This window comes from bacterium (assembly GCA_021108215.1).
GTDB lineage: Bacteria > Oederibacteriota > JAAXVQ01 > JAAXVQ01 > JAUVAV01 > JAIORK01.
On sequence record JAIORK010000018.1, the window covers coordinates 24,649 to 46,694 of the forward strand.

At 48.8% G+C, this 22,046-nt stretch carries 21 protein-coding genes; 5 read left to right on the forward strand and 16 right to left on the reverse strand.

The genetic code is table 11. From position 1 onward, the window contains the following. The first annotated feature begins 187 nt into the window (after nt 1-187). The 3 genes from K8S19_03310 (at nt 188) to K8S19_03320 (ending at nt 2,542) form a co-directional block, all read left to right on the forward strand. Nucleotides 188-1,576 carry a TrpB-like pyridoxal phosphate-dependent enzyme gene (locus K8S19_03310; GenBank protein MCD4812705.1) on the forward strand — a complete coding sequence of 463 codons (1,389 nt, stop codon included), beginning with the start codon at nt 188-190 and terminating at the stop codon, nt 1,574-1,576. 44 nt (nt 1,577-1,620) lie between these two features. Then, nucleotides 1,621-1,845: a hypothetical protein gene (locus tag K8S19_03315; protein ID MCD4812706.1), complete on the forward strand. Its 225-nt coding sequence runs from the start codon at nt 1,621-1,623 to the stop codon at nt 1,843-1,845. Between the two features lie 211 nt (nt 1,846-2,056). Further along, nucleotides 2,057-2,542 carry an AI-2E family transporter gene (locus tag K8S19_03320; GenBank protein MCD4812707.1) on the forward strand — a complete coding sequence of 162 codons (486 nt, stop codon included), beginning with the start codon at nt 2,057-2,059 and terminating at the stop codon, nt 2,540-2,542. A gap of 220 nt (nt 2,543-2,762) precedes the next feature. On the opposite strand, the gene K8S19_03325 is transcribed toward K8S19_03320, so the two are convergent. The 14 genes from K8S19_03325 to K8S19_03390 form a co-directional block, all read right to left on the reverse strand. Beyond that, nucleotides 2,763-3,617 (reverse strand): DegV family protein, encoded by an 855-nt coding sequence (locus tag K8S19_03325; protein ID MCD4812708.1) that lies wholly within the window; start codon nt 3,615-3,617, stop codon nt 2,763-2,765. 97 nt (nt 3,618-3,714) lie between these two features. Beyond that, nucleotides 3,715-4,428 carry a site-2 protease family protein gene (locus K8S19_03330; protein ID MCD4812709.1) on the reverse strand — a complete coding sequence of 238 codons (714 nt, stop codon included), beginning with the start codon at nt 4,426-4,428 and terminating at the stop codon, nt 3,715-3,717. Nucleotides 4,429-4,443: 15 nt separating this feature from the next. Continuing rightward, a complete protein-coding gene (locus tag K8S19_03335) occupies nt 4,444-4,764 on the reverse strand; it encodes a DsrE family protein (protein ID MCD4812710.1) in 321 nt (106 codons plus the stop codon). A 259-nt stretch (nt 4,765-5,023) separates the two neighbouring features. Continuing rightward, nucleotides 5,024-5,548: a DUF2148 domain-containing protein gene (locus K8S19_03340; GenBank protein ID MCD4812711.1), complete on the reverse strand. Its 525-nt coding sequence runs from the start codon at nt 5,546-5,548 to the stop codon at nt 5,024-5,026. 9 nt (nt 5,549-5,557) lie between these two features. Further along, on the reverse strand, nt 5,558-8,500 hold the full coding sequence (locus K8S19_03345; GenBank protein ID MCD4812712.1) for a BatD family protein: 2,943 nt from the start codon (nt 8,498-8,500) through the stop codon (nt 5,558-5,560). Between the two features lie 105 nt (nt 8,501-8,605). Beyond that, nucleotides 8,606-9,367, reverse strand: coding sequence for a 1-acyl-sn-glycerol-3-phosphate acyltransferase (locus K8S19_03350; GenBank protein MCD4812713.1), 762 nt, complete (start codon nt 9,365-9,367; stop codon nt 8,606-8,608). A 153-nt stretch (nt 9,368-9,520) separates the two neighbouring features. Beyond that, nucleotides 9,521-10,000 (reverse strand): pyridoxamine 5'-phosphate oxidase family protein, encoded by a 480-nt coding sequence (locus K8S19_03355; protein MCD4812714.1) that lies wholly within the window; start codon nt 9,998-10,000, stop codon nt 9,521-9,523. Nucleotides 10,001-10,317: 317 nt separating this feature from the next. After that, complete coding sequence (locus K8S19_03360; protein MCD4812715.1) at nt 10,318-12,135, reverse strand: VWA domain-containing protein; 1,818 nt, start codon at nt 12,133-12,135, stop codon at nt 10,318-10,320. 78 nt (nt 12,136-12,213) lie between these two features. After that, nucleotides 12,214-13,218: a VWA domain-containing protein gene (locus K8S19_03365; GenBank protein MCD4812716.1), complete on the reverse strand. Its 1,005-nt coding sequence runs from the start codon at nt 13,216-13,218 to the stop codon at nt 12,214-12,216. Next, nucleotides 13,215-14,195, reverse strand: coding sequence for a hypothetical protein (locus tag K8S19_03370; GenBank protein MCD4812717.1), 981 nt, complete (start codon nt 14,193-14,195; stop codon nt 13,215-13,217). The genes K8S19_03365 and K8S19_03370 overlap by 4 nt, the downstream gene beginning before the upstream one ends. Further along, the gene (locus K8S19_03375) at nt 14,195-15,094 is read right to left on the reverse strand and encodes a DUF58 domain-containing protein (GenBank protein ID MCD4812718.1); all 900 of its coding nucleotides are present in this window, start codon (nt 15,092-15,094) and stop codon (nt 14,195-14,197) included. Before K8S19_03375 ends, K8S19_03370 begins: the two co-directional genes overlap by 1 nt. Before the next feature lie 25 nt (nt 15,095-15,119). Continuing rightward, nucleotides 15,120-16,109, reverse strand: coding sequence for a MoxR family ATPase (locus K8S19_03380; protein ID MCD4812719.1), 990 nt, complete (start codon nt 16,107-16,109; stop codon nt 15,120-15,122). A gap of 104 nt (nt 16,110-16,213) precedes the next feature. Next, the gene (locus tag K8S19_03385) at nt 16,214-17,941 is read right to left on the reverse strand and encodes a PorV/PorQ family protein (protein MCD4812720.1); all 1,728 of its coding nucleotides are present in this window, start codon (nt 17,939-17,941) and stop codon (nt 16,214-16,216) included. Between the two features lie 253 nt (nt 17,942-18,194). Beyond that, entirely contained in the window at nt 18,195-19,733 is a 1,539-nt protein-coding gene (locus K8S19_03390; protein ID MCD4812721.1) for a hypothetical protein, read from the reverse strand. Nucleotides 19,734-20,038: 305 nt separating this feature from the next. Here K8S19_03390 and K8S19_03395 point away from each other — a divergent pair, with 305 nt between their 5' ends. Further along, nucleotides 20,039-20,332, forward strand: coding sequence for a hypothetical protein (locus tag K8S19_03395; GenBank protein ID MCD4812722.1), 294 nt, complete (start codon nt 20,039-20,041; stop codon nt 20,330-20,332). A 1-nt stretch (nt 20,333) separates the two neighbouring features. Beyond that, entirely contained in the window at nt 20,334-20,597 is a 264-nt protein-coding gene (locus tag K8S19_03400; GenBank protein ID MCD4812723.1) for a hypothetical protein, read from the forward strand. Between the two features lie 176 nt (nt 20,598-20,773). Here K8S19_03400 and K8S19_03405 read toward each other — a convergent pair whose 3' ends face one another. Continuing rightward, the gene (locus K8S19_03405) at nt 20,774-21,145 is read right to left on the reverse strand and encodes a GxxExxY protein (GenBank protein MCD4812724.1); all 372 of its coding nucleotides are present in this window, start codon (nt 21,143-21,145) and stop codon (nt 20,774-20,776) included. 508 nt (nt 21,146-21,653) lie between these two features. Further along, on the reverse strand, nt 21,654-22,034 hold the full coding sequence (locus K8S19_03410; GenBank protein MCD4812725.1) for a response regulator: 381 nt from the start codon (nt 22,032-22,034) through the stop codon (nt 21,654-21,656). Between the last annotated feature and the right edge of the window lie 12 nt (nt 22,035-22,046).

The window sequence follows — 22,046 nt, forward strand, 5'->3', positions numbered from 1 at the left end:
AAATTACCGTTGTCCAAACTTTTTCATATCCTGTTTGATACCGGGCGGCCGGCCGCCTCCATCCCGCTTGCGGGCATGCCCCCCCTTGTTTTTGGGGTTCCATTTCCTTAGGTTATGGCTTATCATATTCCAATTACCGACCATACTCACCCTGCGATTCAATGCACTTTATTCCAAGGAGGACTTCATGAGCTTAAAAGTTTTTCTAGACGAAGATGAAATTCCACGCCAGTGGTACAACCTTGCCGCAGACCTGCCCACACCCATGCAGCCGCCGCTCGGCCCGGATGGCAACCCGCTCACCCCGGACAAACTGTCTCCGGTTTTTCCCATGAATTTGATCGAACAGGAAATGTCACAAGAACGCTGGATTGATATCCCGGAAGAAATTCTGGAAATGCTCTACATGTGGCGGCCTTCGCCGCTCTACCGCGCCAAGCGCCTGGAAAAAGCTTTGGGCACACCGGCCAAAATTTATTATAAAAACGAGGGTGTGAGCCCGGCCGGGTCGCACAAGCCCAACACCGCCGTCGCCCAGGCCTGGTATAACAAACAATTCGGCATCAAACGTCTCACCACCGAGACCGGCGCGGGCCAGTGGGGCAGTGCGCTCTCCTTTGCCTGCTCCCTGCTTGGCCTGGAGTGCAAAGTTTATATGGTGCGCATCAGCTTTGATCACAAACCCTTCCGGAAAATGATGATGGAAACCTGGGGAGGCAACTGTGTCGCCTCCCCCAGCGAAGAAACCAATGCGGGGCGTGAGATTCTCAAAAAAATGCCGAACACTCCGGGTAGTTTGGGAATTGCCATCAGTGAAGCGATCGAAGCAGCTGTGACGGATAAAAGCGGCCAGACCCGCTATGCGTTAGGCAGTGTGCTCAACCATGTGATGCTGCATCAGACCATCATCGGCTTGGAAGCGAAAAAACAGCTTGCCAAGATCAATGAGGATAAAGTGGATATCGTCATTGGTTGTGCCGGCGGCGGGAGCAACTTTGCCGGACTGAGCTTTCCTTTTATCAATGACAAAATCAATGGCACAAACATTGAGGTGATTGCCGCTGAGCCGACCTCCTGTCCAACCCTGACCAGGGGTCCTTTCGCGTATGATTTTGGTGATGTGGCTAAGATGACGCCGATGCTTCCGATGTATACATTGGGACACCAATTTATCCCGGCACCCATCCATGCGGGTGGGCTGCGCTACCATGGTATGTCACCGCTGGTAAGCCAAGCTGTAAACGAGGGGCTAATCACACCTAAGTCCTATGACCAGCTCGAGTGCTACGAAGCTGCTGTGATGTGGGCGCGGACCGAAGGCTTCATCCCTGCACCGGAGACCAGTCATGCCATCGCGGCGGTTGTCGAAGAAGCCAAAAAGGCCAAAGAGGAAGGCAAAGAAAAGGTTATTGTCTTTAACTGGAGCGGACACGGGCTTATGGATCTTTCGGGTTATGATGCTTATTTACAGGGCAAGTTGACCAATTCCTCCCTGTTGGATGAAGATCTAAAAAAGTCTCTGACACCGCTGGAAAAATTCCCCAAAGCATCCACCGCCAAAAGCGGTAAGTGGTAATTTCCGTGCTTGAGCGCTATGACACCCAGGAGGCCCGCTGCAAATTGCTCGGGCATCCTGTGGTGTTCAAATACTGCCGGACCCAGGCAGACAACACGCTCTGCCGTCATATCCGCAACTGCTGGTTTGAACGTCTGCCCATTCAGGATTATCTGGAAAAAAACTATACCCCGGATCAACTAAACACGCTGGATGCGCCGCCCAAACCCAAAACCGTTTCCTTGTTTGAAATGATTGAAAAGGCAAAAAAAAGCATGGACCATCGCTGAGATAAAGCTTACAAGACGCCGTCTGCGTGTCCAATCAAATATTCACCGCTGAGACGCTGAGCACGCAGAGAAAAAGCTCCAAAGCGGGATAAAAACATAACTTTATCTATGCTATTTAAAAATATGAATTCATTTCAAAAATTCGACACTATATTTTTACTCCGCGACCTCAGCGTCTCAGCGGTGAATTTTTTCCTATCGGGTGGTATCCATGACAGAACATGATCCAAGAACACATATGACTTTTTGGCAAGAGCTGTGGTGGGTGCTCAAGAATTTCATCCAGGGCCAATTTCTCATTGCCGTTTGTATCGGCCTGACCGCTTTTCTGGCTTTTTGGCTCATGGGAATCAACCACGCTTTTTGGCTCGGTCTCTTCGTGGGACTCATGAGCTTCATCCCTTACCTCGGTCCTGCGCTGGGGTTTATTCCACCGCTGGTCTTTGCCTGGACCACACACCATCATTGGGGCTATTTAATCGGTATGGTCGGGGTCTGGATTCTGATTCAAATATTAGAAGGGCTTGTGTTTCAACCTAAAATATTGGGTGATAAACTCCGTATCCATCCGCTTCTGGTGATTGTATCCTTTTTCTTTTGGGGACTGATCCTGGGGATTTTTGGTGTGCTGCTGGCTGTTCCGTTAACTGCTGTGGTACAAATTCTCTGGCGCCGCTGGCGTACTCAAAAACATTAAGACTTTATTTTCCGCGAATAATCACGAATCGTAAAAATAAACTAATTGAAAATATTATTCAATTTCCCCGCTCTGAAGATCGGGGATTTGGATATGATCTGTAAAAAATCATTATTACTATTCCGTTTCATCCCCGGCTTGAACTCCGGGGAATTCACGGCTAACATATTAAATTTTATTCGTAAAATTCGTGGAAGGTTGTTTGCCTTTTTACCCGTAATTAGCAGATCGCCAGGCCCCAGCTTTTGTCGCCGAGATGAGTGCCGAGGACCGCGCCGACCTCGCGGATCGCGATCCGGCTGGAATTGAGGCCCTGGTCGATAAGCGCCAGTTTAAGTGCTTGGCTGTTTTCTTTGCGTACGGTGTGCATAATACAGATACCCTGAATAATCCCGTGCATATCCGCGTGCCGCTTCGTCAGTTTGGCAATAACCTCATTGGCCGCCTGCGTGGATTTCACTTTGTCCACTACCTCAATTTTACCGTGCCCGCCAGTGATCGCCAAAATAGGACGAACTCCCATCAAATTGCCAAAAAAAGCGCTCGCCTTGCCAATCCGGCCGCCACGCTCCAGCGCATCAAGATTATCCACCGAGAAAAGGAGCTGTGCCTTGGGAATGCGCGCGACCACCTGTTCGGCAATCTCATTCATCCCCTGGCCGCGATTGGCCAGATCACGGGCATACAGCGCAAGAAAAGCCATGGCGTAACTTGTCAGCTTAGAATCTATAATCCTGACTTCTGCATGTGAGATCATACTGGAAGCAAATTGGGCCGTCTCAACCGTCTTGGAAATTTGGCTTGAAATGAGAATACATAAAATATGTGTATAGCCTTTTTGGACCAAGTCCTGAAAAAGCTCAAAAAAACGTTTGGAAGTAGTCTGGCTGGTGCGCGGATAAGTTTTGGTGCTCTCTAGTTTAATAAAAAATTGCTCCGGCGTGATGGTCTCGCGGTCCCAGTATTCCTCCTGCCCGAAATAGACCTTGAGCGGCGCACGATAAACTTCGTGTTGCTTTAATATCTCATCCGGCAAATCACTCGTGCTGTCTGTAACAATCGCAATTTTTTCCATAGTCCGGTCTTTCTCTATAGCGTTTATTCGTAACTATTATCACTATACGCACTGCCGGACCAAAGCACAATCCAATTCTTTTGCAAAAAATATGAAATCAGATAAAAAACTTCTGAATATCCAACACAGTCACATAAATCATTAAACCAAAAAGCAGTGCCAGTCCGGCAACTGTGATAGGCATCTGCCAGCGTACCGCCTTGGGATGAATTTTTTCCAATAGGGACATAAAAATTTTTCCGCCATCCAGTCCAGGAATCGGCAATAAATTGAGCACCGCCAGATTGAGACTGATAATAATCGTAAACATTAATCCATTAGACAAATTCTTTCCAATAAATGCACCGCCTTGAGAAACAATTCCCACTACGCCGCTTAATTTATCCGGATGTGTGAATAACATCGGCAACGCATTAAGGATTTGCATAAAATGAGCAACGGTCTGTTCCCAGGGCTTAATAAATAAGCCGGATATGCTAATGCCTGATTTCATGGCATTCACAATCGCGAAAAGAAAAACCGGTAAAATAAGATTTGCCAGTGGTCCGCCCAATGAAAACACAAAGCGCTGACGAACCGGAATTTTAAAATAGTCTTCCTCAGACGCCAGGGCCGGGAGCACATATCCGCCCAAAGGAATCCACGAAATACGAAATTCAGTGCTGCCCCTTTTCCATGACCAGAATTTGGGTCCAAAACCAATTGAAAAAATTTCAATAGGAATCTTGATTGCGCGGGCGGCCAAATAATGCCCCAACTCGTGCACGAAAATAAGAAATCCTATAATAAAAACAATCAACACATATTGCATGTTTTACCTCCAAAATCAAAACGTAACAATGCGATCACTTTCTTTTACAATATCATACATGTCCTTCATCGTCGAGATCGGACACATTTCCGAGCCGGCCTGCTCCCTGGACTTGATACAACTACCGCATGCGTAAATCTTGCCGCCGGTCCGGATTAATTTTTCCGCCTGCTCGATTGTGTTGAATTTTTCTATGCTGATTTGCTGATATTCCACCCCTTTGCCCATGAAAAACACTTTCACTTCATCCGCTTGCGCCAGCGCAAAATTTCCATAGCGCAAAGCATTCCAGCATGTCTCCGCGTCATTACTTGAAATGATGATACCCACTTTCATGTTCTTTCTATTCCCTTCATACTTGTTATCTAAAAACATTGCTTCCAAACTTATACAGATCGAGACTTCTTTTTTTACCTAAATTTATTGTTTAGTTAAGAACACCAGTCATACTGTTTTTTCGAAGTGCGTCTTGTCTGAGCTTCCCGAAGGGGGCGCCCAGCATCCGCTGGACGTCCATATTAAATAGAAACATGTTGTCCGAGTTACGCAACAAAAAAAAACAGTATAACTAGTGTTCTTAACATGGTCAAATATTTTACTTCCTGTCAAAAAATGGATTCTTGGCGGTACCTGTCAGGGGAATCCCGTAGGCGATCTTTACCTCCGGACCCAGCACTTGCCTGGAGAGCGCTGCCATCCCCAGGGTGTACATAATCCGGTTGTCCGCCCGGCATTGGGCTGCCACAGATACCGCAGACCCCATGGCAATGCCCAAGTCACCGGTATTAAACGCACAGACCGCCCCGGCCCGGCGGTTGGCATCGCAGTTTTCAAAACCACATAAGCCGCAATATTTCAATCCGAGCGGTTCAACTTTAGTGCCGATTAATACCGCAATGTGGACATGGTCGCGCAAATTTTCGGCGTCACGCAAAAACGAGGGTACCTTTTTTTCTTGACTGATTCGCGCCATCTCATCTGCCAGCATCTCAATATCTTTGCGCTCTAAAACCGCCATCTCCAAATTATCCAGACCGCGGCCTTTGGGAGCGGTGTGGGCCGCCAGAATCATTTGCTCGGCCACCTGAAGCAGCGCCTGGTTTTGTCTGTCCTTCAACATCCTGTCCTCCTATTCAATAAAACTTAACGTCGCGCGCTGTACCCAGCCGTGCCGATGCGGTTCAAAAAACACCTCAACCCAAGCCTCTTCCTCGCGCTTGACCTGTACCCGCATACCCTCCGGAATAGTATAAAGCATATCCGCATTGGCATAGGGGCGGCTGAAAATTTCGGTGGTCTTGGTCATCACCACGCCCTGCTTAAACCACCTGGATTCATACTGCCGTGTGATGCTCCAGCCCGTGCATAAAACCGCAAACACGGCCGCCACCCACATCAAAAGACGCAGCCGCTGTAAACGTACCGGCCACAATAATAACAGAACCAGGAAAATCACGGCAATAAAATAACTTGCCGAAGCGCTCCCGATTAATTCATTGGGGGTCAGGCTCCGGTAAATAGTGAAAAAACGCGTCCCCGGACCGCGTTTGCGGGGCAGCGCATTTTGTAGGTAGACCTGCTCTTCCGCCTGATAAAGATTGTACTTCAAGTCTTTGTCCCGCGGCCGAATCTTTAATCCCCGCTCATACGCCATGATCGCCAAACCGGTCTTCCCTTGACGGAGATACGTATTCCCGAGGTTATAATAAACATCTGCATCCTCAACCCCCATCGCCAGCACCTGCTTATACTCTCCTTCCGCCTTAGCCAAATCATTGTTTTCAGCATAGGTGTTGGCGCGCCAGAAACGCACCTCTTCATCACCTGCCAATGCAGGACCTGCCGCACCCAGGCCGGTTGAAAGCAGTAAAATTGCAGCGACTGTAGGATTGAGGCGGTGTGCTTTTTTGCGATTGCGTGCCACCCAATATTTTTCAAAATCCCGGATTGCGTTTTTCACATCCCGGTAAAGCGCTTGTTTATCTCTGTTCGGCAAAACTGCGGCAGCATAGCGGACATATTCGCAGGCGGTCAGGGCGGCCTTGAAGCGTGTATGCAGCACTTCAGGAATGCCAAAATGCTCAAAATAATCGGGCATACTCTCGACCCCAATATAGACATTGGGTGATTCAAATTTAAGCGAAAGGTACTCTGAAGCGGTCTTGGCCAGTCCGTTATAAAATTCCTTGTCCGCCTGACGGTGCATCAGCCGCTTGAGACGGCGCAATGATTTTTTTGCGCCGGCATAGGCTTTACGAATGCGGATAACCTCCGCATCTTTGAGCGCCTGTTTATACAGACGGCGGCCGACCAATATCAGCGCGATAAGCAGCAGTCCAATTCCCTGAAACAACCAGAACGACAACTTGACCACCGCCCAGTGAACCGGTTTTTTCAAAACCGCCGCACCACCATGATTGGGACGCAGCTCAAGCGGGATGATCTGCGGATCTTCAGAAATCACTTCAATTTCCTTAAACGGGCGCGGAGCAACCTGCACGACAGGAATTTTGGCAATTGCGCTTTCCCATACTTCCCGGTCCGGATTAAAAAAACGTATGATGGCATGTCCCAAATCAGCCTGACCCGGTTTATCAAAAATAACCAAATAGGTAAACAATTTCTCCCCCGAGACACCCTCCCCGGTTGTCTCAATCGCCACGTTTTTATTTTCCAGGTAAACACGAAAGTCCTCTGCCCGGGAAATCACCGGTTCCGGTACGCTGGACAAATTTCCCTTGCCGCGCAGTGTCAGGGTTAATCGGATGGGTGCATCCACTTCCGCGGTATCCTTGTCCAGGCGTGCGGTCATGTCAAATTGTCCCACCAAACCCCGCCTGTCGGCTGGAATAAATCCACGGACATCCTCCGGCAGGGGCAATACCTGCAGCACGATGGATTCGGTTAAAAAGGAACGCTTCTGGCGTTTCCTGACAAAGACCGCCTCGGCAACATCCACCACCACTTTTCCGTGCCGTACCGGAAAAAGTGCGGTCCGATACCGGCGATCAATATCACTTTTTTTCTCCCCTGAAATGCGCTCCTCCGTCTTGGCCTCCGGGAGTTCCTCGGTAATGAAGCCGGTCAACTGCGGCGGACGGTAGGACATATCCGTGTGCTTATCCAAACTATACTTGAGCTGCACGGTTAAAATAACCTGCTGATTAACGTAACTTTTTTCCCGGTTGATCCCCGCGGTAATATCGACCTCATCTTTACGCGCTTTGCCCACATCGGGTGCGCTCTCAATAATTTCATCGATTTGATACGCCTTGCCGGAAAGCGGTCCATAATAGCGGATGCCGGAGCGTGTGCCTTTCACCTCGATACTCGTTTTTTCAGTAAAATATTTTTTCCCGTCAAAGTGGATCATAATGGCGGGAATTTGATGGGCTCCTGTCCGCCTGGCAACAAAAACATACTGCACCGTGCGCACACTCCAAATTTTCCCATTTAGAACTGCACTCGAATCACTTGCATAGGTATTAATCAAATTCAAATCCGCCATCGGCGGCAGTTGAATGGGATGCAAAGCATTGATGTCTGACACCATGATTTCTAAAATCAGTGTAAAGCTTTCATCTAAATGGGTCTCGCTGCGATCCAGTCTCGCCTCAAGCGTATGCAGCTGCTCTATCTGCTCCCGGCTATCCACCATGGGTTCGGTCTCCAGATCGGTCTCAACCACAACTTCCTGAAACAGGACCGGCCGCCGGGGTGCTTGCTGCGTTGACGGATCTTGTTCAGGTTCCTGATAGCCATATTTTTTGGATTTCTTGCTGTGTATGGGCCGGGTACGCTTCAGTCCTTGCTGCTGGTAATCATCCTCCGAAATCTCCCCGCCGCCGCTGCTGTCCAACAGCGGCTGGGTCTCTAATTCTTCCTCGCCCTCCGCGCTGCGCTCCAGTACCTGCTGCTCAAACAGTGCTTGCGCCTTTTCCGAGCTGTAGACACGTTTGACTTTCTGACCACCCCAAGCAGGCGATGCCGGTTGTTCCTCGGTCGCGCCCAAGCAAACGATCCCTGAAAAACCAGCCGCGAGCATACACAATAAAATCAATTTTTTTTTCAAATGATCCTCAATTTTTGAACCAGCCGGCCCGAATGAATTGCTTCCGTATTCTATGATTATATGCAGAGACCTGTCTTAAGGGAACCGTCTTTTTACCGCTTCCGCCTAATCCTGTGCCTGCGTCTCCTGAGGGTGCTGCACCATGGCCGTAATCTGCGCATACACCTCACGGGAAATTTCTTGTTTCTGCTGCGCAGAATATTTCCGGGGATCAAATGGTTTGGCGAAGGTGAGGGTAATGGTTCCGGGAATCATACCAAACACACCCTTGGGTAAAATCCGATGGCTCCCCTGAATAGACACCGGCACCACTTCCAAACCGGCCTCCAACACTAAAGTAAAGCTTCCCTGTTTAAAAGCCTGGAGGCGCCCGTCCGGGCTGCGCGTCCCTTCAGGAAAAATCAGCAGAGAAAACGGTTCCGCGCGTACCCGCTCGGCTGCCCGGGTAAATGATTCACGCACCCGTCGCGGGCTGCGGCGATCAATCGGTATCATGCCCAGTGCTGTAATCCCCCATCCAAAAAAAAGTGTCCGGAAAAGTTCCTTTTTGGCAAGAAACGCCAAACGCCGGGGTGTCCCACTCATCAACGCCATGATATCCAGCTGGCTTTGATGATTACTCAAAAATGTGTATTCTTTTGTTGGGTCCAGATTTTCCTTGCCCCGGATTTCCAGACGCACACCACCCACCGCTAAAACGTGCCTGCTCCAAAGACGGCCGATTGCATAGGCCGCATTGCGCGAAAACAGACTTACCACAATACAAGGAATACTGTAGAGACCTATCGAGAACTGACTCCAGCAATTGGCGATTATGGCGCGAATAAAAATCGCCGGTGTTTTAAACCGGGTTGCTTTTCCTGACATGCTTTCACCACAATGCAGGTCGAATAAAAACCCGCCAAGCCCTTTCCTCTATCCGCTGTCGTTTAATAGAATACAAACAACGCAGAAAGATTTTTTCCACAGCCTGTCTCTTTTCTCTTATTTTAAAAAAATCTTCACTACTGTCAAGCAGGCTTATTCTGTGACGTAATCCTGGGACTGCTTCCCTGTCATTTGGGTGATCTCAACACAAAATATGCACACCAATTCCACCGGTTTTTCAGCAAAAATCAGCTGATCGCCCTGGTCGGTATAATGTGCCATAATAATTTTCAGGGCTGCCAATTTTTCCGCCGCATCCTTTATGAAACGCGCTTTGCCCAGACCGACAATGCTCTGATAGCGTGCGCTCCATTTGCAGGCGAGTTCATCACCCCGAATAATCCCGGTCTCCCCTTCGATCTCAAATGCCACCGTATCATTTTTGCAGAGCATCTCAATTTTTTTTCCCTTGGCTGCGCAATGAAAATACAGTGTATTGTCTGCATATCCAAAATTCATGGGCACAATATACGGAATATCATCCACCGTCATTGCCAGGCGGCACACCTCCGCTTTTTGCATAATCACTTCCAAGACTGCTTTATCTTTAATTTCCCGCGTGGCCTGTCTCATCAAACTCCTCCTTAAAGGCTTTCTCACCACGGAGAACACCCTACTCTTTGATATTAAAGCAGCAGATTCGTAGGACCGGCGGAGATCACGGAGAAGATCAATTGCAAAAAATATAAATACTATTTAGAATTAAACCATAAAAAGCGATAACATTTTTTGTTTGCGCTTTTGACCTTACCTTATCTGCCTTTGCCTTTCTCCGTGAGCTCCGTGTTCTCCGTGGTGAGCCGCTTTATGCCTTTGATTTTACTCTCTGTAGATTTTGATCTTGCCCTTCTCCGTGATCTCCGTGCGCTCCGTGGTAAGTCGTTTTGTTTTTACCAATCCGGGCCTTTGTACTCATTCATCTGTTTGTCGTCCTTGGGACTGTTTTTCTGCACCGTACTCTCCTCCGCCTCCAAAGAGCGCAACGCGCGCAGCGCATCCTCCTGCGACATGCCTTTTTGTTTGCGTCCGGGTTGCTGATCAGACGTAGATGTTTTTCCCTTTTGCTCCTTGCGCTGCGAGGTCTTCTCCTGCTCCTCATTCGGCGGCGCATCATCATTGCGGCGGCCCGAAGAACTTTGCCGGTCAGATCCGGGCTTATCTGCGCCGCTGCCCGGCGCCTTGCCTTTGTCCGTGCCTTGGGACTGTTCCTCGCGTTTCGAGAGCGTCTTGGTGCGCTTTTTTATTTCCCGCAGAATCAATTCCAGATTGTAACGTGCATCATCATCCTGGGGATCCAGCAGCAAGCATTTTTTAAACGCGTCTACCGCTTCCTGCCACTTTTCCGCCTTGCCCTGCTTAATTCCCAGATAAAAAGCGGTATAGCCGAAATTGTACCAATTGTCCTGCTCGAGCGCACCGGAAGCGCTGGGGAGCGCGCGTATGAACGCTTTGTAGGCTTGCGAATATTTATGCTGCCCCAACTGAGCACACCCGAGATTATATTCTGCCAGCGCATCACCCGCATTGGCTTGACGCGCCTCATTGAAATGCCGTTCCGCTGCGATCAAGTCCTGACGTTTAAAGGCGTCCAATCCCTGCTTGATCTCTTTTTGGGCTGCGGCTTGCGCAAGTGATGCCAAACAAACACTCACCAGGATTGCCGCGCCGGTCCGTTTAAAAAGACGGATTAGATTCGCAAGCCTGGGCCTCCCTTTACGCCGCCCGATAAGCAGCTCAAACAGCAAGAACAGGAGTGCCAACAGCGCGGCGACCGGATAGTAATCTTCCCAAGTCTGATGCCGCTCGGAAAACATCTCAATTTTTTCAAGTTTATTGAGCTCGGCGACCAGGACATCCGCTTCCTTTCCTCCCGGACTTAGGCGGGCATAAGTCCCGCCGCCTACCAGTGCCATTTTTTTCAAAATAATTTCATCCAAACGCGTAATCTGTTTTGAGGAAGACTTTGCTTGTGCCGGTCTTTTTTTCGACACCTCCCAGCGCGGCGGCATCGGCGCACCTTCGGCTGACCCTACGCCCAGACAATAGGTCCGAATACCTTCTTTAGAAGCTTCCTTTACTTTGGGAAGCGGGGCGCGTCCAAAATTCTCTCCATCGCTAATCACCACAATCGCCCGATGTTGTGCTCCGGTCCGTTGAAAAGCCGCCAATGCCTCTTCCAGCGCATTGCCAAGATCCGTTCCTTGTACCGGCAATGTGCTTGTATCCAGCCCATTGATTAAAAGCTTGAGTGCGCCTGTGTCGCGTGTAGTGGGACAATTTAAAAAAGCATTGCCTGCAAAGGGAAGCAACCCGATCCGGTGCTCCGAGAGCTGGTCAACCAGATAAAACAAAGTACGCTTGGCACGTTCCAGACGCGTACCGCCCGAAACATCGCGGACCGTCATGGAACGCGAGGTATCAATTAAAAACATAATATCCAGCCCTTCAGTACTAACCTCTGTGCGCATAAGCGCCACTTGGGGGCGGGCCAATCCGACAATCATAATGGCAATCGCCGCGATAATGGCAATACGGCCCAACTGCCGTTTGGCCGGACTGTTCTGTCCGGTCAGAGTCCGGGCCAGACGTTCACTGAAAAACTGCTGCATCCGCCGACGCTCACGCAAATTGGCCCAGACCAGCCCGAGCACCAATGCCGGCAGGACCCATAATAAATTCAGCATGATGGGAAAAGCAAATCGAAACATAATTCACCTGATATTTGATATTCCGTAGGGGCGATTCATGAATCGCCCCTACAAAACCGCCTGCGGTCGCTTCGCGACCTACGGCAGTTTACTCTCCATCGTGCGGATCACCAACAATTCCATCATCATAAAAAGCAGTGCCAAAAAAATAAAAATGTGCCCAATATCACGCTTGGCAGTATAGCGTTTTGAAGAAACCCGGGAATACTCCATCCGGCCGATCTCAGTATAAATTTCGCGCAGCTTATTTTTGTCCGTGGCGCGGAAATACTTTCCGCCGGTGGCTGCTGCAATCTTCTCCAGTGTTTCTTCGTCAACTTCCTCCATGTGCACTGATCCATCCGGGTTAAGCAGCATGGTCTCGCCGCCGGTGGCCTTTTTTACAACAATCGGCGCGCCCCCAGGCTGCCCCATACCAATCGTATAAATGCGTATATCCAAGGCTCTGGCGATCTCTGCTGCGGTCAAAGGATCCACACGTCCGGCATTGTTTCTGCCGTCGGTCAGCAGGATAATCACTTTGGAAACAGCTTCGGATTGTTTCAACCGGCTGGCACATGCCGCAATGGCCATGCCAATCGCTGTGCCGTCAGATGTCATACCGATCTGTAGGTGCTCAAGCAGTGTGAGCACAACTTGATAATCCAGGGTCAGGGGACAGACCGTAAACGCCTGAGCGGCAAATGCCACCAAACCGAGACGGTTATTGCTCTCCTTGGTCAAAAACCGGCGTAATTCCGCCTTGGCTGCCTGGAGACGGTTCATCGGTTCAAAATCCCGGGCCGACATACTGCCTGAGATATCCAGCGCCAACATGATATCCAAACCACTGGTCGTAATGCGCTGTACATTTTGTACCAATTGCGGACGCGCAGCAGCAAAGACAAGCATACCGACCACGATCAGACGCAGCGTCTCCCGCATCCCGCTTCCCGGTCGGCGCCCGCCGCGAAAAACATCTTTGACTGCCTGAGTCTCGGGATAAAGAATAGACGCCGGTTTGCCGATCCCGCGTTTTCGCAAAAAAACAACCAGTGGAATCAATGCCAACAGAATCAATGCCAACGGATAATAAAAACTCATGTACGCCCAACTTTTTGTCCGGATTCATCCGGTTCTTTGGTCAGCATAATAATTTCACGCGCCAAACCGTGTGCCTCAGCCACACGTTTATAATCAACCGCTTCTTGCGCAAATTTTACCAGATCGGATTCTTTGAGCAGCCGATTAATCAACTCCCGGCGTTTTGCCTCCACCCCGCGCGTGATGAGTTCATTGACAATTGCAGTACGCGGCATTTCCAATGCCGGAAAGTGAAAACGATTGGCAATGTAGTGACGAATAATTCTGGAGAGCTCAGTAAAGTATTGATCACTCCGCGTGGCCTCCGTTACAATTTTTGATTTTCCCAGTTTTTCCAACCCACGCATTGCCTCGATATGCGCCGGCAACCTGGGGACACTCTTCTTAGGCCTCCCGGCCTTTCCCCGGATGATCCAAACGACCAGCAGCAGACAAAACCCCGCCAGAACCAACAGCTCCCAAATCCGAGGAGCCTGGCGCGGGGCGCGGGGATCAATGAGGGACAAGCCCGCTTCCGGGTACATGCTGCGCATTTTGATCTGAATGGGAACAGAATAGGCGGTCGCGGTATCACCCTGCGGCCAGGTAATTTTAATCGGCAGGGAAGGGATAATGATATCTTCCAAAGAAAAAGCCGCCAGAGTGTATACTCCCTGAACCGCAAGATACCCCTCGTGACGTTTGCTCACGTCTTTTTCCTGATAATTCAGTACCTGGCAATCGGGCAGTACCACCCCTCTGCCCGGCAAATAAACCATACCGTTTTTAGCCCCGGCGGTAACCACAAACCGGAACAATTCGCCGGTTTTAACCAACCGGGTATTGACCGCAGCATCGACCCAAATATTTTCTGCAGCTCCGGCGCGGATGGTGAGACACACCGCCAGTGTTGCTGTAAAAAATATGGCTATGCTGAAAAATTTTTGTCGAAGCGCATCCACCTGCAACCGGGCGTTATGCATATGCCTGCGTTTCACTAGACCCCTGCCATTTTCTGTTTGCGGGCACGAAAAAATTTAATCAAAGGAAAAAGATAAGAACGATCTGTGAAAAGATCAATCGCATCAACCTGATGTTGGGCAAAATAATGCACTCTAGCCCGGGCCCGGGCGCGGGTGAAGCGTTCATATTCCTGGCGCGCATAAATATCCCTGGTATCCACCTCGGTTTCCTGTCCGGTTTCAGGATCGGTCAATGTGGTCCACCCCAGAGGCGGCAGCTCATACTCGCGTTTATCGTTTAGAATGATTGCCACACAATCATGTTTTTTCTGCGCAACCTTGAGTGAGGTCGTAAAATCCGGCGCATAAAAATCAGAAATCATAAAAACAATGCTCCGCCGCTTCAACCCCCTGGCCATAAACTCCAGGGCACAATTCAAATTGGTTTTTCTAGGCAGCGTTTTGTGGGAAAGCACTTCTGTGATGATACGCATGACATGCTTGCGTCCTTTGCGCGGCGGGACGAATTTTTCCCGCCGGTCTGAGAAAAGCAACAACCCGACCCGGTCATTATTTTTAATCGCAGAAAAAGCCAGTAAGGCGGAAATTTCGGCAGCCAGCTCAGCTTTACTCTGTGAGCCTGAGCCAAAGGCTGTGGATGCGGAAACATCAATCGCGAGCATAAGTGTCAATTCCCGTTCTTCACTGTAGCGCTTGACATGCAGTGTGCCGGTGCGGGCGGTCACATTCCAATCAATGGTGCGCACATCATCTCCGCGATGGTAATTGCGTACCTCATTGAACTCAACGCCCTTGCCCTTAAACACGCTGTGATAAGCGCCGGAAAAAATATGATTGACTGTGGCGCGCGTGGCAATCTCGATACGCCGAACGCGCTTGATCAACTCCTGGGGTGTAACACCGCCTTCGCTCATAAGAACAAACACCCGCTTGCCATGTTTAGGGAATCTCCACTTTTTCCAGGAGCCGGTTTACGATCTGCTCAGAGGTCACTTCTTCCGCCTCGGCCTCGTAGGTCAGGATCAGCCGGTGCTGCAACACATCGCGGGCAATCGCCTGAACATCCTCTGGGGCGACATAGCCGCGGTGACGCAAAAAAGCATGGGACCGCGCCGCCTGAGACATAAACAGCGACGCACGGGGCGAGGCACCATACTGGATGTGCGGTTTCAAGTCAGCCAAACCGAACTCTTCGGGACGACGCGTCGCCATCACCAACGAAACAATATACTGCTCAATTTTCTCATCCACATAGCATTCTTTGAGCAACTGCCGCGCTTTGATGATCTGTTCCGGTGTGGCCTGAGGTGTAACTTCGCGCACCTTGCCGCGGGAATGGCGGCGCACAATGGCGAGCTCGTCATCCATCTCCGGATAGTCCACAGTAATCTTGAGCATGAAGCGGTCAATCTGCGCCTCGGGCAGCGGATAGGTCCCTTCCTGCTCAATCGGATTTTGGGTTGCCAAAACCAAAAACGGTTCTTCCAACGGATAAGTGGTATCACCAATGGTCACCTGATGCTCCTGCATGGCCTCGAGCAGTGCGCTCTGTACTTTGGCCGGGGCGCGGTTAATTTCATCTGCTAAAATAAGATTGGCAAAAACCGGGCCTTGCTTTGGAATAAATTCCTGCTTTTTCTGATCATAGATCAGCGTACCGACAATATCAGCCGGCAACAAGTCCGGTGTAAACTGAATACGCTGAAAACTGGTGCGGATCGTGGCAGCCAGGGTTTTCACCGCCAGGGTCTTGGCCAGTCCGGGTACACCCTCAATCAGAATATGCCCGTCAGCCAGCAACCCGATGAGCATGCGCTCAATCATCACCGATTGGCCTACAATCACTTTGTCCATCTCTGCGCGAATATTATCCAAAAAGGCGCTCTCCTCTTTGATCCGCTCATTGATTTTTTGGATATTTTTATTCATTTCAGCAAACCTTTCTTGCAATCATTATAATGCGTCTGTAGCAGGGGCACGATGCATCGTGTCCCTGCTTTTAAAACCAAAGATGCTTTGCTTTAAACCATTCCTTATTGCCCGGTCTGGACCAGCTTTTCTTTGATGTTGTTTACCGCATCTCTGGCCTTCACATGGTCCGGCTGTAATTTAAGCAGCGATTCAAACGCATGCAGCGCCTTGCGCAACTCCTGGCGGGCGTAATGATTCAATCCCTGTTTATAAAGCCGGTCCACCTCTTCGGGAATTCGCTGTTTGGCAGCTGCCAACTTTCCCTTGGCGATTTTATTAGCCGGGTCCAAATCCAGCATCTTTTGATATGCATCCACTTCTGCGACAATATCACCTTTTTCGCTTGCCCGGGATGCCTGCGCAGACAAAGCCGCCATCTCTGTCTTGAGAGCCTTCTTGGCTTTTCCCAACAGCTCGGTTGCCTTCCGGTGTTGGGTGGTTAACTCCAGCACCAGCTGGAGCTGCTTAATCGCTTGTGTATAGTCTTTTATATTATAGGCTTTCTCGCCTTTGTTATAATACTTCCGGATTAACTGCTGCAAAGAAGCGTTTTTCTTTGCCGGTTTAACTGTTTTCATCTGTTCTTTTTCAAGTACTTGCGACCGGGCTTTTTGCTTGGCCTTGGCCAGTGCCTTTTGTGCCCGGGTAAAAGCAGGCAAAAGCTTCAATGCCGCTTTGTATTCAATAATGGCATCAATCGTCTGTCCGTATTTTTCATACTCCTGCCCGGCCTTGTAATGGTATTCCGCTTGCTCCCGGTTCTCTCCTTGCATGCGGCGATCTTTTGGTTCCGGTTTGTAGACATATTTGGGATACGGTGTGGGGGTTGGTTTGGGTGTTGCTTTTGCAATGGGTTTGACCCGCGGTTGGTTGAAATAGTATTCCACCGCCACACCGAACTCATTGCCAAAGTCACCACGATTCATGAATGTCAAATCAATCCCGAATTGGGCGAGATTGAATCCCAAACCCAGAACAATCCCCTCAACACTACTGGCTTGATCACCGGAAAGCGGAACTTTGAATCCGGTTCGTATATCAAGCCAGTCCCAAGCTCTGTACTCCGCGCCCATACCGAATTCTGCAATACTGCCAAACACCATCTCCAGCTCGGCATCAATAAGTAAGCGGCGCTGGATAGTCCAAAACGCACCGGCCATGCGCAGACTCGAAGGCAGGGTGTATCCATCAACCTTGGCTCCCAAATTTTTCAGCACAGCTGACAATGACCAGTCCGGTGCCGGATCAAAACTGCCGCCCAAATCAATGACCACACCGCTGTACTCAATCTCACCCAGCTTTTCGACAAATATTCCGGCATTGAGACCGGTACGCCATTTGGGTCCCAGGGACATACCATATCCGACATCAATCAGAACATCGGACGGCTTCAGGGTTTTCCCTGTTGGCTGACCGGAAGAATCCAGTTCCGTAAAATCCCCGTAGGAATAAAAATTAAACAAAGCACCCAGCGCACCCGGACCCAGCGGCATGATGCCGGAGAGCACATTGTGACTGATAACCCCGCCGGTACCGTCAAACTGAAACCCCAGGGCCGGCGTCTCGGCCAGGGCCAGTCCGGCCGGGTTGTAAAGCTGTCCAAACGAACCTGTTGCCACAGCCGTATAATTGTCTCCCATTCCGGTTGTCCGGCCGCCGACACCGTTTTGCAAAAACGCGGCAACATAATTGGCCTCCGCCATAATCCTGTTTGCTGCTCCCAGCAATACGCAGACTGCCAGCAGTCCTGCAAGATAGATGCTTGGCTTAAACTTATTTTTATTCCGCATGCGTTTTCTCCCCCGGTTAATTTTCATTCCAAAAAAGAGCACTTTACCACGGAGCACACTGAGCTCACGGAGAAAGCTCTAAAAACAAAATCATCTATAGGGTAAAAGCCTAAAGACAGAAACAACATTTTTTTCTTCAGGTTTTAATCTTACCCGATATGCCTTTTGGTTTTTTCCGTGTCCTCCGTGCTCTCTGTGGTGAGACGCTTTCAAGTTGTTAATTTTTTCTGTGTCTATCAGTGGCCCTATGTTTTTACCGGGCGATGATAAATTTTTCCATGGCTGTCTCTTTCTCGCCAATTGTGATCTGGTAAAAATAAACCCCCGGAGCAATCAATGAACAATCCCAGTTGATAGTGCCCTCGCCGGTCAATGTCGTGCTGCCGGTAATTTCCGCCACCCGCCGGAAGTGGGTATTGTAGACCCGGACAACGGGCTCACCCTCGGCATCGGTCATGCGATAAACAAAATTGACTTGTGTCGATGCAGGCAAAGGATACGCCTTGGTGCTGTCCGCCCCGGTAATATGATCCGGTGCCGGGGTCAGCGTACCTTCCGGCGTGGCGGTTGCGATCGGCGTTGGCGTTGCTACGGGTGTTGGTTCAATCCAGTGCTTGACATGCACCCAATCGTTGCCCGAACCATTGTCCTCCTCATGCCAGGTAACAAAGGGACCGCTTTCCGACACAGCGATATCTGCAAACATAGCATTTTTGCCCACATTAATATTCAGGCTGTCATCCAGAGATTCCCAATCAGAACCATTATAAAATTTCACATAGATATTCCCCATACTCGCCAACTCCTGTCCATAGGAGAGAAAGAGTGTGTCGGTCTCATCCACCACCAGTTTGGGGTATCTGACATTATTATTACTGGCCACCACTGATCCGTGCAGTACCCAGTCGCTTTCGTTCCAATATTTAACCAAAATCTTGGGTTGCAAAGAGTCCTCAACATACGCAACAAAAATCTGATTGTTACTATTCACTGCAACTGAGGGGGCGCCATCAGTGGTTGTCAAGGTTCCCACCCGGCCGCCCACTAAAATCCAGTCCACGCCACTATATTTACGCACATAGACATCCATATTTGCAGTGTCTTCCTGCCAGGCAATCACCGGTAAATTATCCTCTCCTACCGTAATGGAGGGCGCAAAAGCAGATGTAGTGGTCTGGACATTCAAATACCCATTGCTTGATTCGTCCATATTAATATGTGAAAGATCCGTGCCATTGAACCGCAGCGCATACACCCGCTGCAAGCCACCCTCGTCTTCCAACCAAGTCATTTGTCCCCAGGCCGGGATTTGGTGATTAAAGACGATTTTCGCGTTACCTGCGTTATTGTCATAGCTCCGGTTGCAAATCGTGTTCCCTTGCCAGTCAGCGCCATTCCACTTGGAAAGACGCACCTTGGTGGTTGCAGTACTGGTTTCGAACCAGCAAATATAGGGGACATCCGTGTGAGGATCAATTGCGAGATCCGGCGCATAAGCATCCTCATCATTCTGGAAATTCACATGTCCGGCCATATTCCACCAGTCAGCGCCATTCCAGCGTTTAACATAAATCAGTTGATTGCCGCCGGTGGTCTCCTGAAACGCCGCAAAAGTCCTGCCCGCAGCAACAATATCGCCTCTGGGAACCGCAATCGCGGGGTGATTCGCGTTTTCATTATTATCAATATTCAATTCAACTGCCAAACTTTCCCAGGACGCCGCCGCAACCAGGGGAAGAAGAAAAGCTACCGATAAGATAATGAAACCTGTTTTTATATCAAGCTTGCGCATAGGCTCCTCCTAAGACATACTGCGATTTCGCGTCATGATTCAAAGCACTCATTCTAAACGATTTTTCCGGGGATGGTAAGAAAAAACATGGAAAAAACAAGCGTGATTAAATTTTTAATTTGGGCGGGTTTGCGACCAGCGGAAGTCCCTTTACTTCATTATCTTTTCCGGTTGGGGGACCTGCGAATCTTCCCCATCACTATAATCAGTAGCATCAACTTGTTTATTGTGATAAAGTTCATACGCATATAAACATATCCGTATAGTCTTTTTTTATTCCCGCCAAGACGAAAGGAACGAAAATTATGCTGGCCCTGTATATTAATTTTGCCGCTATTGTGGTCATTATCCTGGCTTTTATTTTGTCCCTGAGATTGCGTAAGCAGGTTCTCGGTGGAACGGTTAAAACAACCTGGAATATTTTAACCGCGCTTATCGCTGCTTTTGTGATCGGTTATTTACTGACCCCCTTTTTCTCGGTTCTCAATGCCGGCAGTAAAGATCTTGTGGTAAGTCTGATCTTTTTCTTCGGGGCAATTTTCGTGATTATCGTCATCTACTTATTTCAGAAAATCATCAAGGATTTGGGTTTATCCTGAAATGACAGAAAAAAAATCCGACTTTGATTCGCGTATGCCGGTTACAAGAAACAGGCTAAGAGAAGTAATCTATGAAATCTTGGGGAATAATATCAATGAGGTTTATACCAAAGTCATTAACAAAGAATTAGACGCCGCCATTTCAAATAAAGCGGATTTAGTAAAAATGTGTAATAAAATCAAAAACCTCATCGCCTTATTTATTGACAAAAAAAAAGCGAAAACCATCGCCGCGAAATTAAACGACATTATACTCCCCTTGTAATTCCAAAAATAGACATGTTGAAGATAATCTAATATTCCGACTCCGGCATTGGCAAGCTTTCCTTCTTTTGTCATTAAAACATTTCACCACGGAGATCACGGAGCGCACGGAGAAAGATAAAAACTTGTGCAGGTTAAGACATAAAACAAATCCACCATGACTTTATTAGTTTTCTGTCATAACACAAAACGCTTTATGCCGTTTCTCAGCAAAGCACAATTGAAGTTAAGTAGTAGACCAACGTGAATGTTTGCTATTTTCATGTAGGTCAAAATCTGTGCTTCATGTAGGCGCGTAAGCGTATCTACACTTTTCAACTCAACAATAACTTGGTCCTGTACAAAAAGATCGATACGGTACCCACAATCCAACATGATTTTTTTATAGCGAACAGGTAATGAAACTTGTGTGCAAAAAGAAATATTGCGGTTTGCCAGTTCGTGAGCGAGGCATTGCTCATATGCTGATTCCAATAATCCCGGACCTAAACACTTGTGTACTTCAAAGGCAGCGTCAATAATTGGTTGCGTTAGTTCTTGATTGATCATATCCCCCTCCAAAAAATGGTTTATAAGATTAGACCCATTGGGAGACACATTCCATGCATCATTAATATAATAATAAAAAGTAGTAACTGCGGAGGTAAATAAGATCAAAGGCTGAAAAATGTAGATGCATAGGGCTATCTACCACGGAGCACACCCTGCTCTTTGATATTAAATCAGAGGAATCGCAGGACCGGCGGAGTGCACGGAGATAATCAAGATCAAAAGCTAAATAGGGTAAAAGCAAAAAATGAAGATACAAAATGGTACGCTACGGAGTTCATACCCAAACAACGGGTACAGGCGGAAACACAAATACAATCGTATATTCTATTTTTTATGCCTTTGATCCTAACCCTATTTTCGTTTTAATGCCTTTGCCCTTTCTTCTTTTTCTGCCTTTGCCCTATCCTGTCCTTGACTTTATCCTTTTCGCTTCATGCTTTTGCCTTTACCCTCTTTACATTTTGCCTTTCACCGTGCGCTCCGTGATCTCCGTGGTGAGCTGCTTTTATGCCTTTAATGCCTTTACGATCTTCGCCCTCAGCGTTTCCAGATCAAACGGCTTGCGCATACACACATCCGCCCCGGCAGCCAACGCCCTTTTCTCCAGCGCCCCATCCAGCATCGCAGAGAGCACAATAATTTTCGGTGGTGTGTTTTTGTGTAGGGAACGGTCGCGACCGTTCCCTACGATATATTCAATCAATTCAATCCCGGTCATGCCCGGCATGGCGTAATCCGTAATCACCAGATCCGCCTTCCAGCGGTCCAGCACCGCCAATGCTTCCCTCCCATTGCCGGCCGTCTTCACCGTGTAATCATTTTCCAAAGCCACGCAGAGAATATAGCGCAAACTTTTCTCGTCTTCGATAATAAGAATATTGGGCATAAAATTGAGTCT

What these genes read in the sequence shown, in the direction of transcription:
- K8S19_03310 (MCD4812705.1), top strand. Translation starts at nt 188, where the DNA reads ATGAGCTTAAAAGTTTTTCTAGACGAAGATGAAATTCCACGCCAGTGG.
- K8S19_03355 (MCD4812714.1), bottom strand. Translation starts at nt 10,000, where the DNA reads ATGAGACAGGCCACGCGGGAAATTAAAGATAAAGCAGTCTTGGAAGTG.
- K8S19_03330 (MCD4812709.1), bottom strand. Translation starts at nt 4,428, where the DNA reads ATGCAATATGTGTTGATTGTTTTTATTATAGGATTTCTTATTTTCGTG.
- K8S19_03380 (MCD4812719.1), bottom strand. Translation starts at nt 16,109, where the DNA reads ATGAATAAAAATATCCAAAAAATCAATGAGCGGATCAAAGAGGAGAGC.
- K8S19_03365 (MCD4812716.1), bottom strand. Translation starts at nt 13,218, where the DNA reads ATGAGTTTTTATTATCCGTTGGCATTGATTCTGTTGGCATTGATTCCA.
- K8S19_03325 (MCD4812708.1), bottom strand. Translation starts at nt 3,617, where the DNA reads ATGGAAAAAATTGCGATTGTTACAGACAGCACGAGTGATTTGCCGGAT.
- K8S19_03400 (MCD4812723.1), top strand. Translation starts at nt 20,334, where the DNA reads ATGACAGAAAAAAAATCCGACTTTGATTCGCGTATGCCGGTTACAAGA.
- K8S19_03320 (MCD4812707.1), top strand. Translation starts at nt 2,057, where the DNA reads ATGACAGAACATGATCCAAGAACACATATGACTTTTTGGCAAGAGCTG.
- K8S19_03350 (MCD4812713.1), bottom strand. Translation starts at nt 9,367, where the DNA reads ATGTCAGGAAAAGCAACCCGGTTTAAAACACCGGCGATTTTTATTCGC.
- K8S19_03390 (MCD4812721.1), bottom strand. Translation starts at nt 19,733, where the DNA reads ATGCGCAAGCTTGATATAAAAACAGGTTTCATTATCTTATCGGTAGCT.
- K8S19_03340 (MCD4812711.1), bottom strand. Translation starts at nt 5,548, where the DNA reads ATGTTGAAGGACAGACAAAACCAGGCGCTGCTTCAGGTGGCCGAGCAA.
- K8S19_03335 (MCD4812710.1), bottom strand. Translation starts at nt 4,764, where the DNA reads ATGAAAGTGGGTATCATCATTTCAAGTAATGACGCGGAGACATGCTGG.
- K8S19_03395 (MCD4812722.1), top strand. Translation starts at nt 20,039, where the DNA reads ATGCTGGCCCTGTATATTAATTTTGCCGCTATTGTGGTCATTATCCTG.
- K8S19_03410 (MCD4812725.1), bottom strand. Translation starts at nt 22,034, where the DNA reads ATGCCCAATATTCTTATTATCGAAGACGAGAAAAGTTTGCGCTATATT.
- K8S19_03405 (MCD4812724.1), bottom strand. Translation starts at nt 21,145, where the DNA reads ATGATCAATCAAGAACTAACGCAACCAATTATTGACGCTGCCTTTGAA.
- K8S19_03360 (MCD4812715.1), bottom strand. Translation starts at nt 12,135, where the DNA reads ATGTTTCGATTTGCTTTTCCCATCATGCTGAATTTATTATGGGTCCTG.
- K8S19_03385 (MCD4812720.1), bottom strand. Translation starts at nt 17,941, where the DNA reads ATGCGGAATAAAAATAAGTTTAAGCCAAGCATCTATCTTGCAGGACTG.
- K8S19_03375 (MCD4812718.1), bottom strand. Translation starts at nt 15,094, where the DNA reads ATGAGCGAAGGCGGTGTTACACCCCAGGAGTTGATCAAGCGCGTTCGG.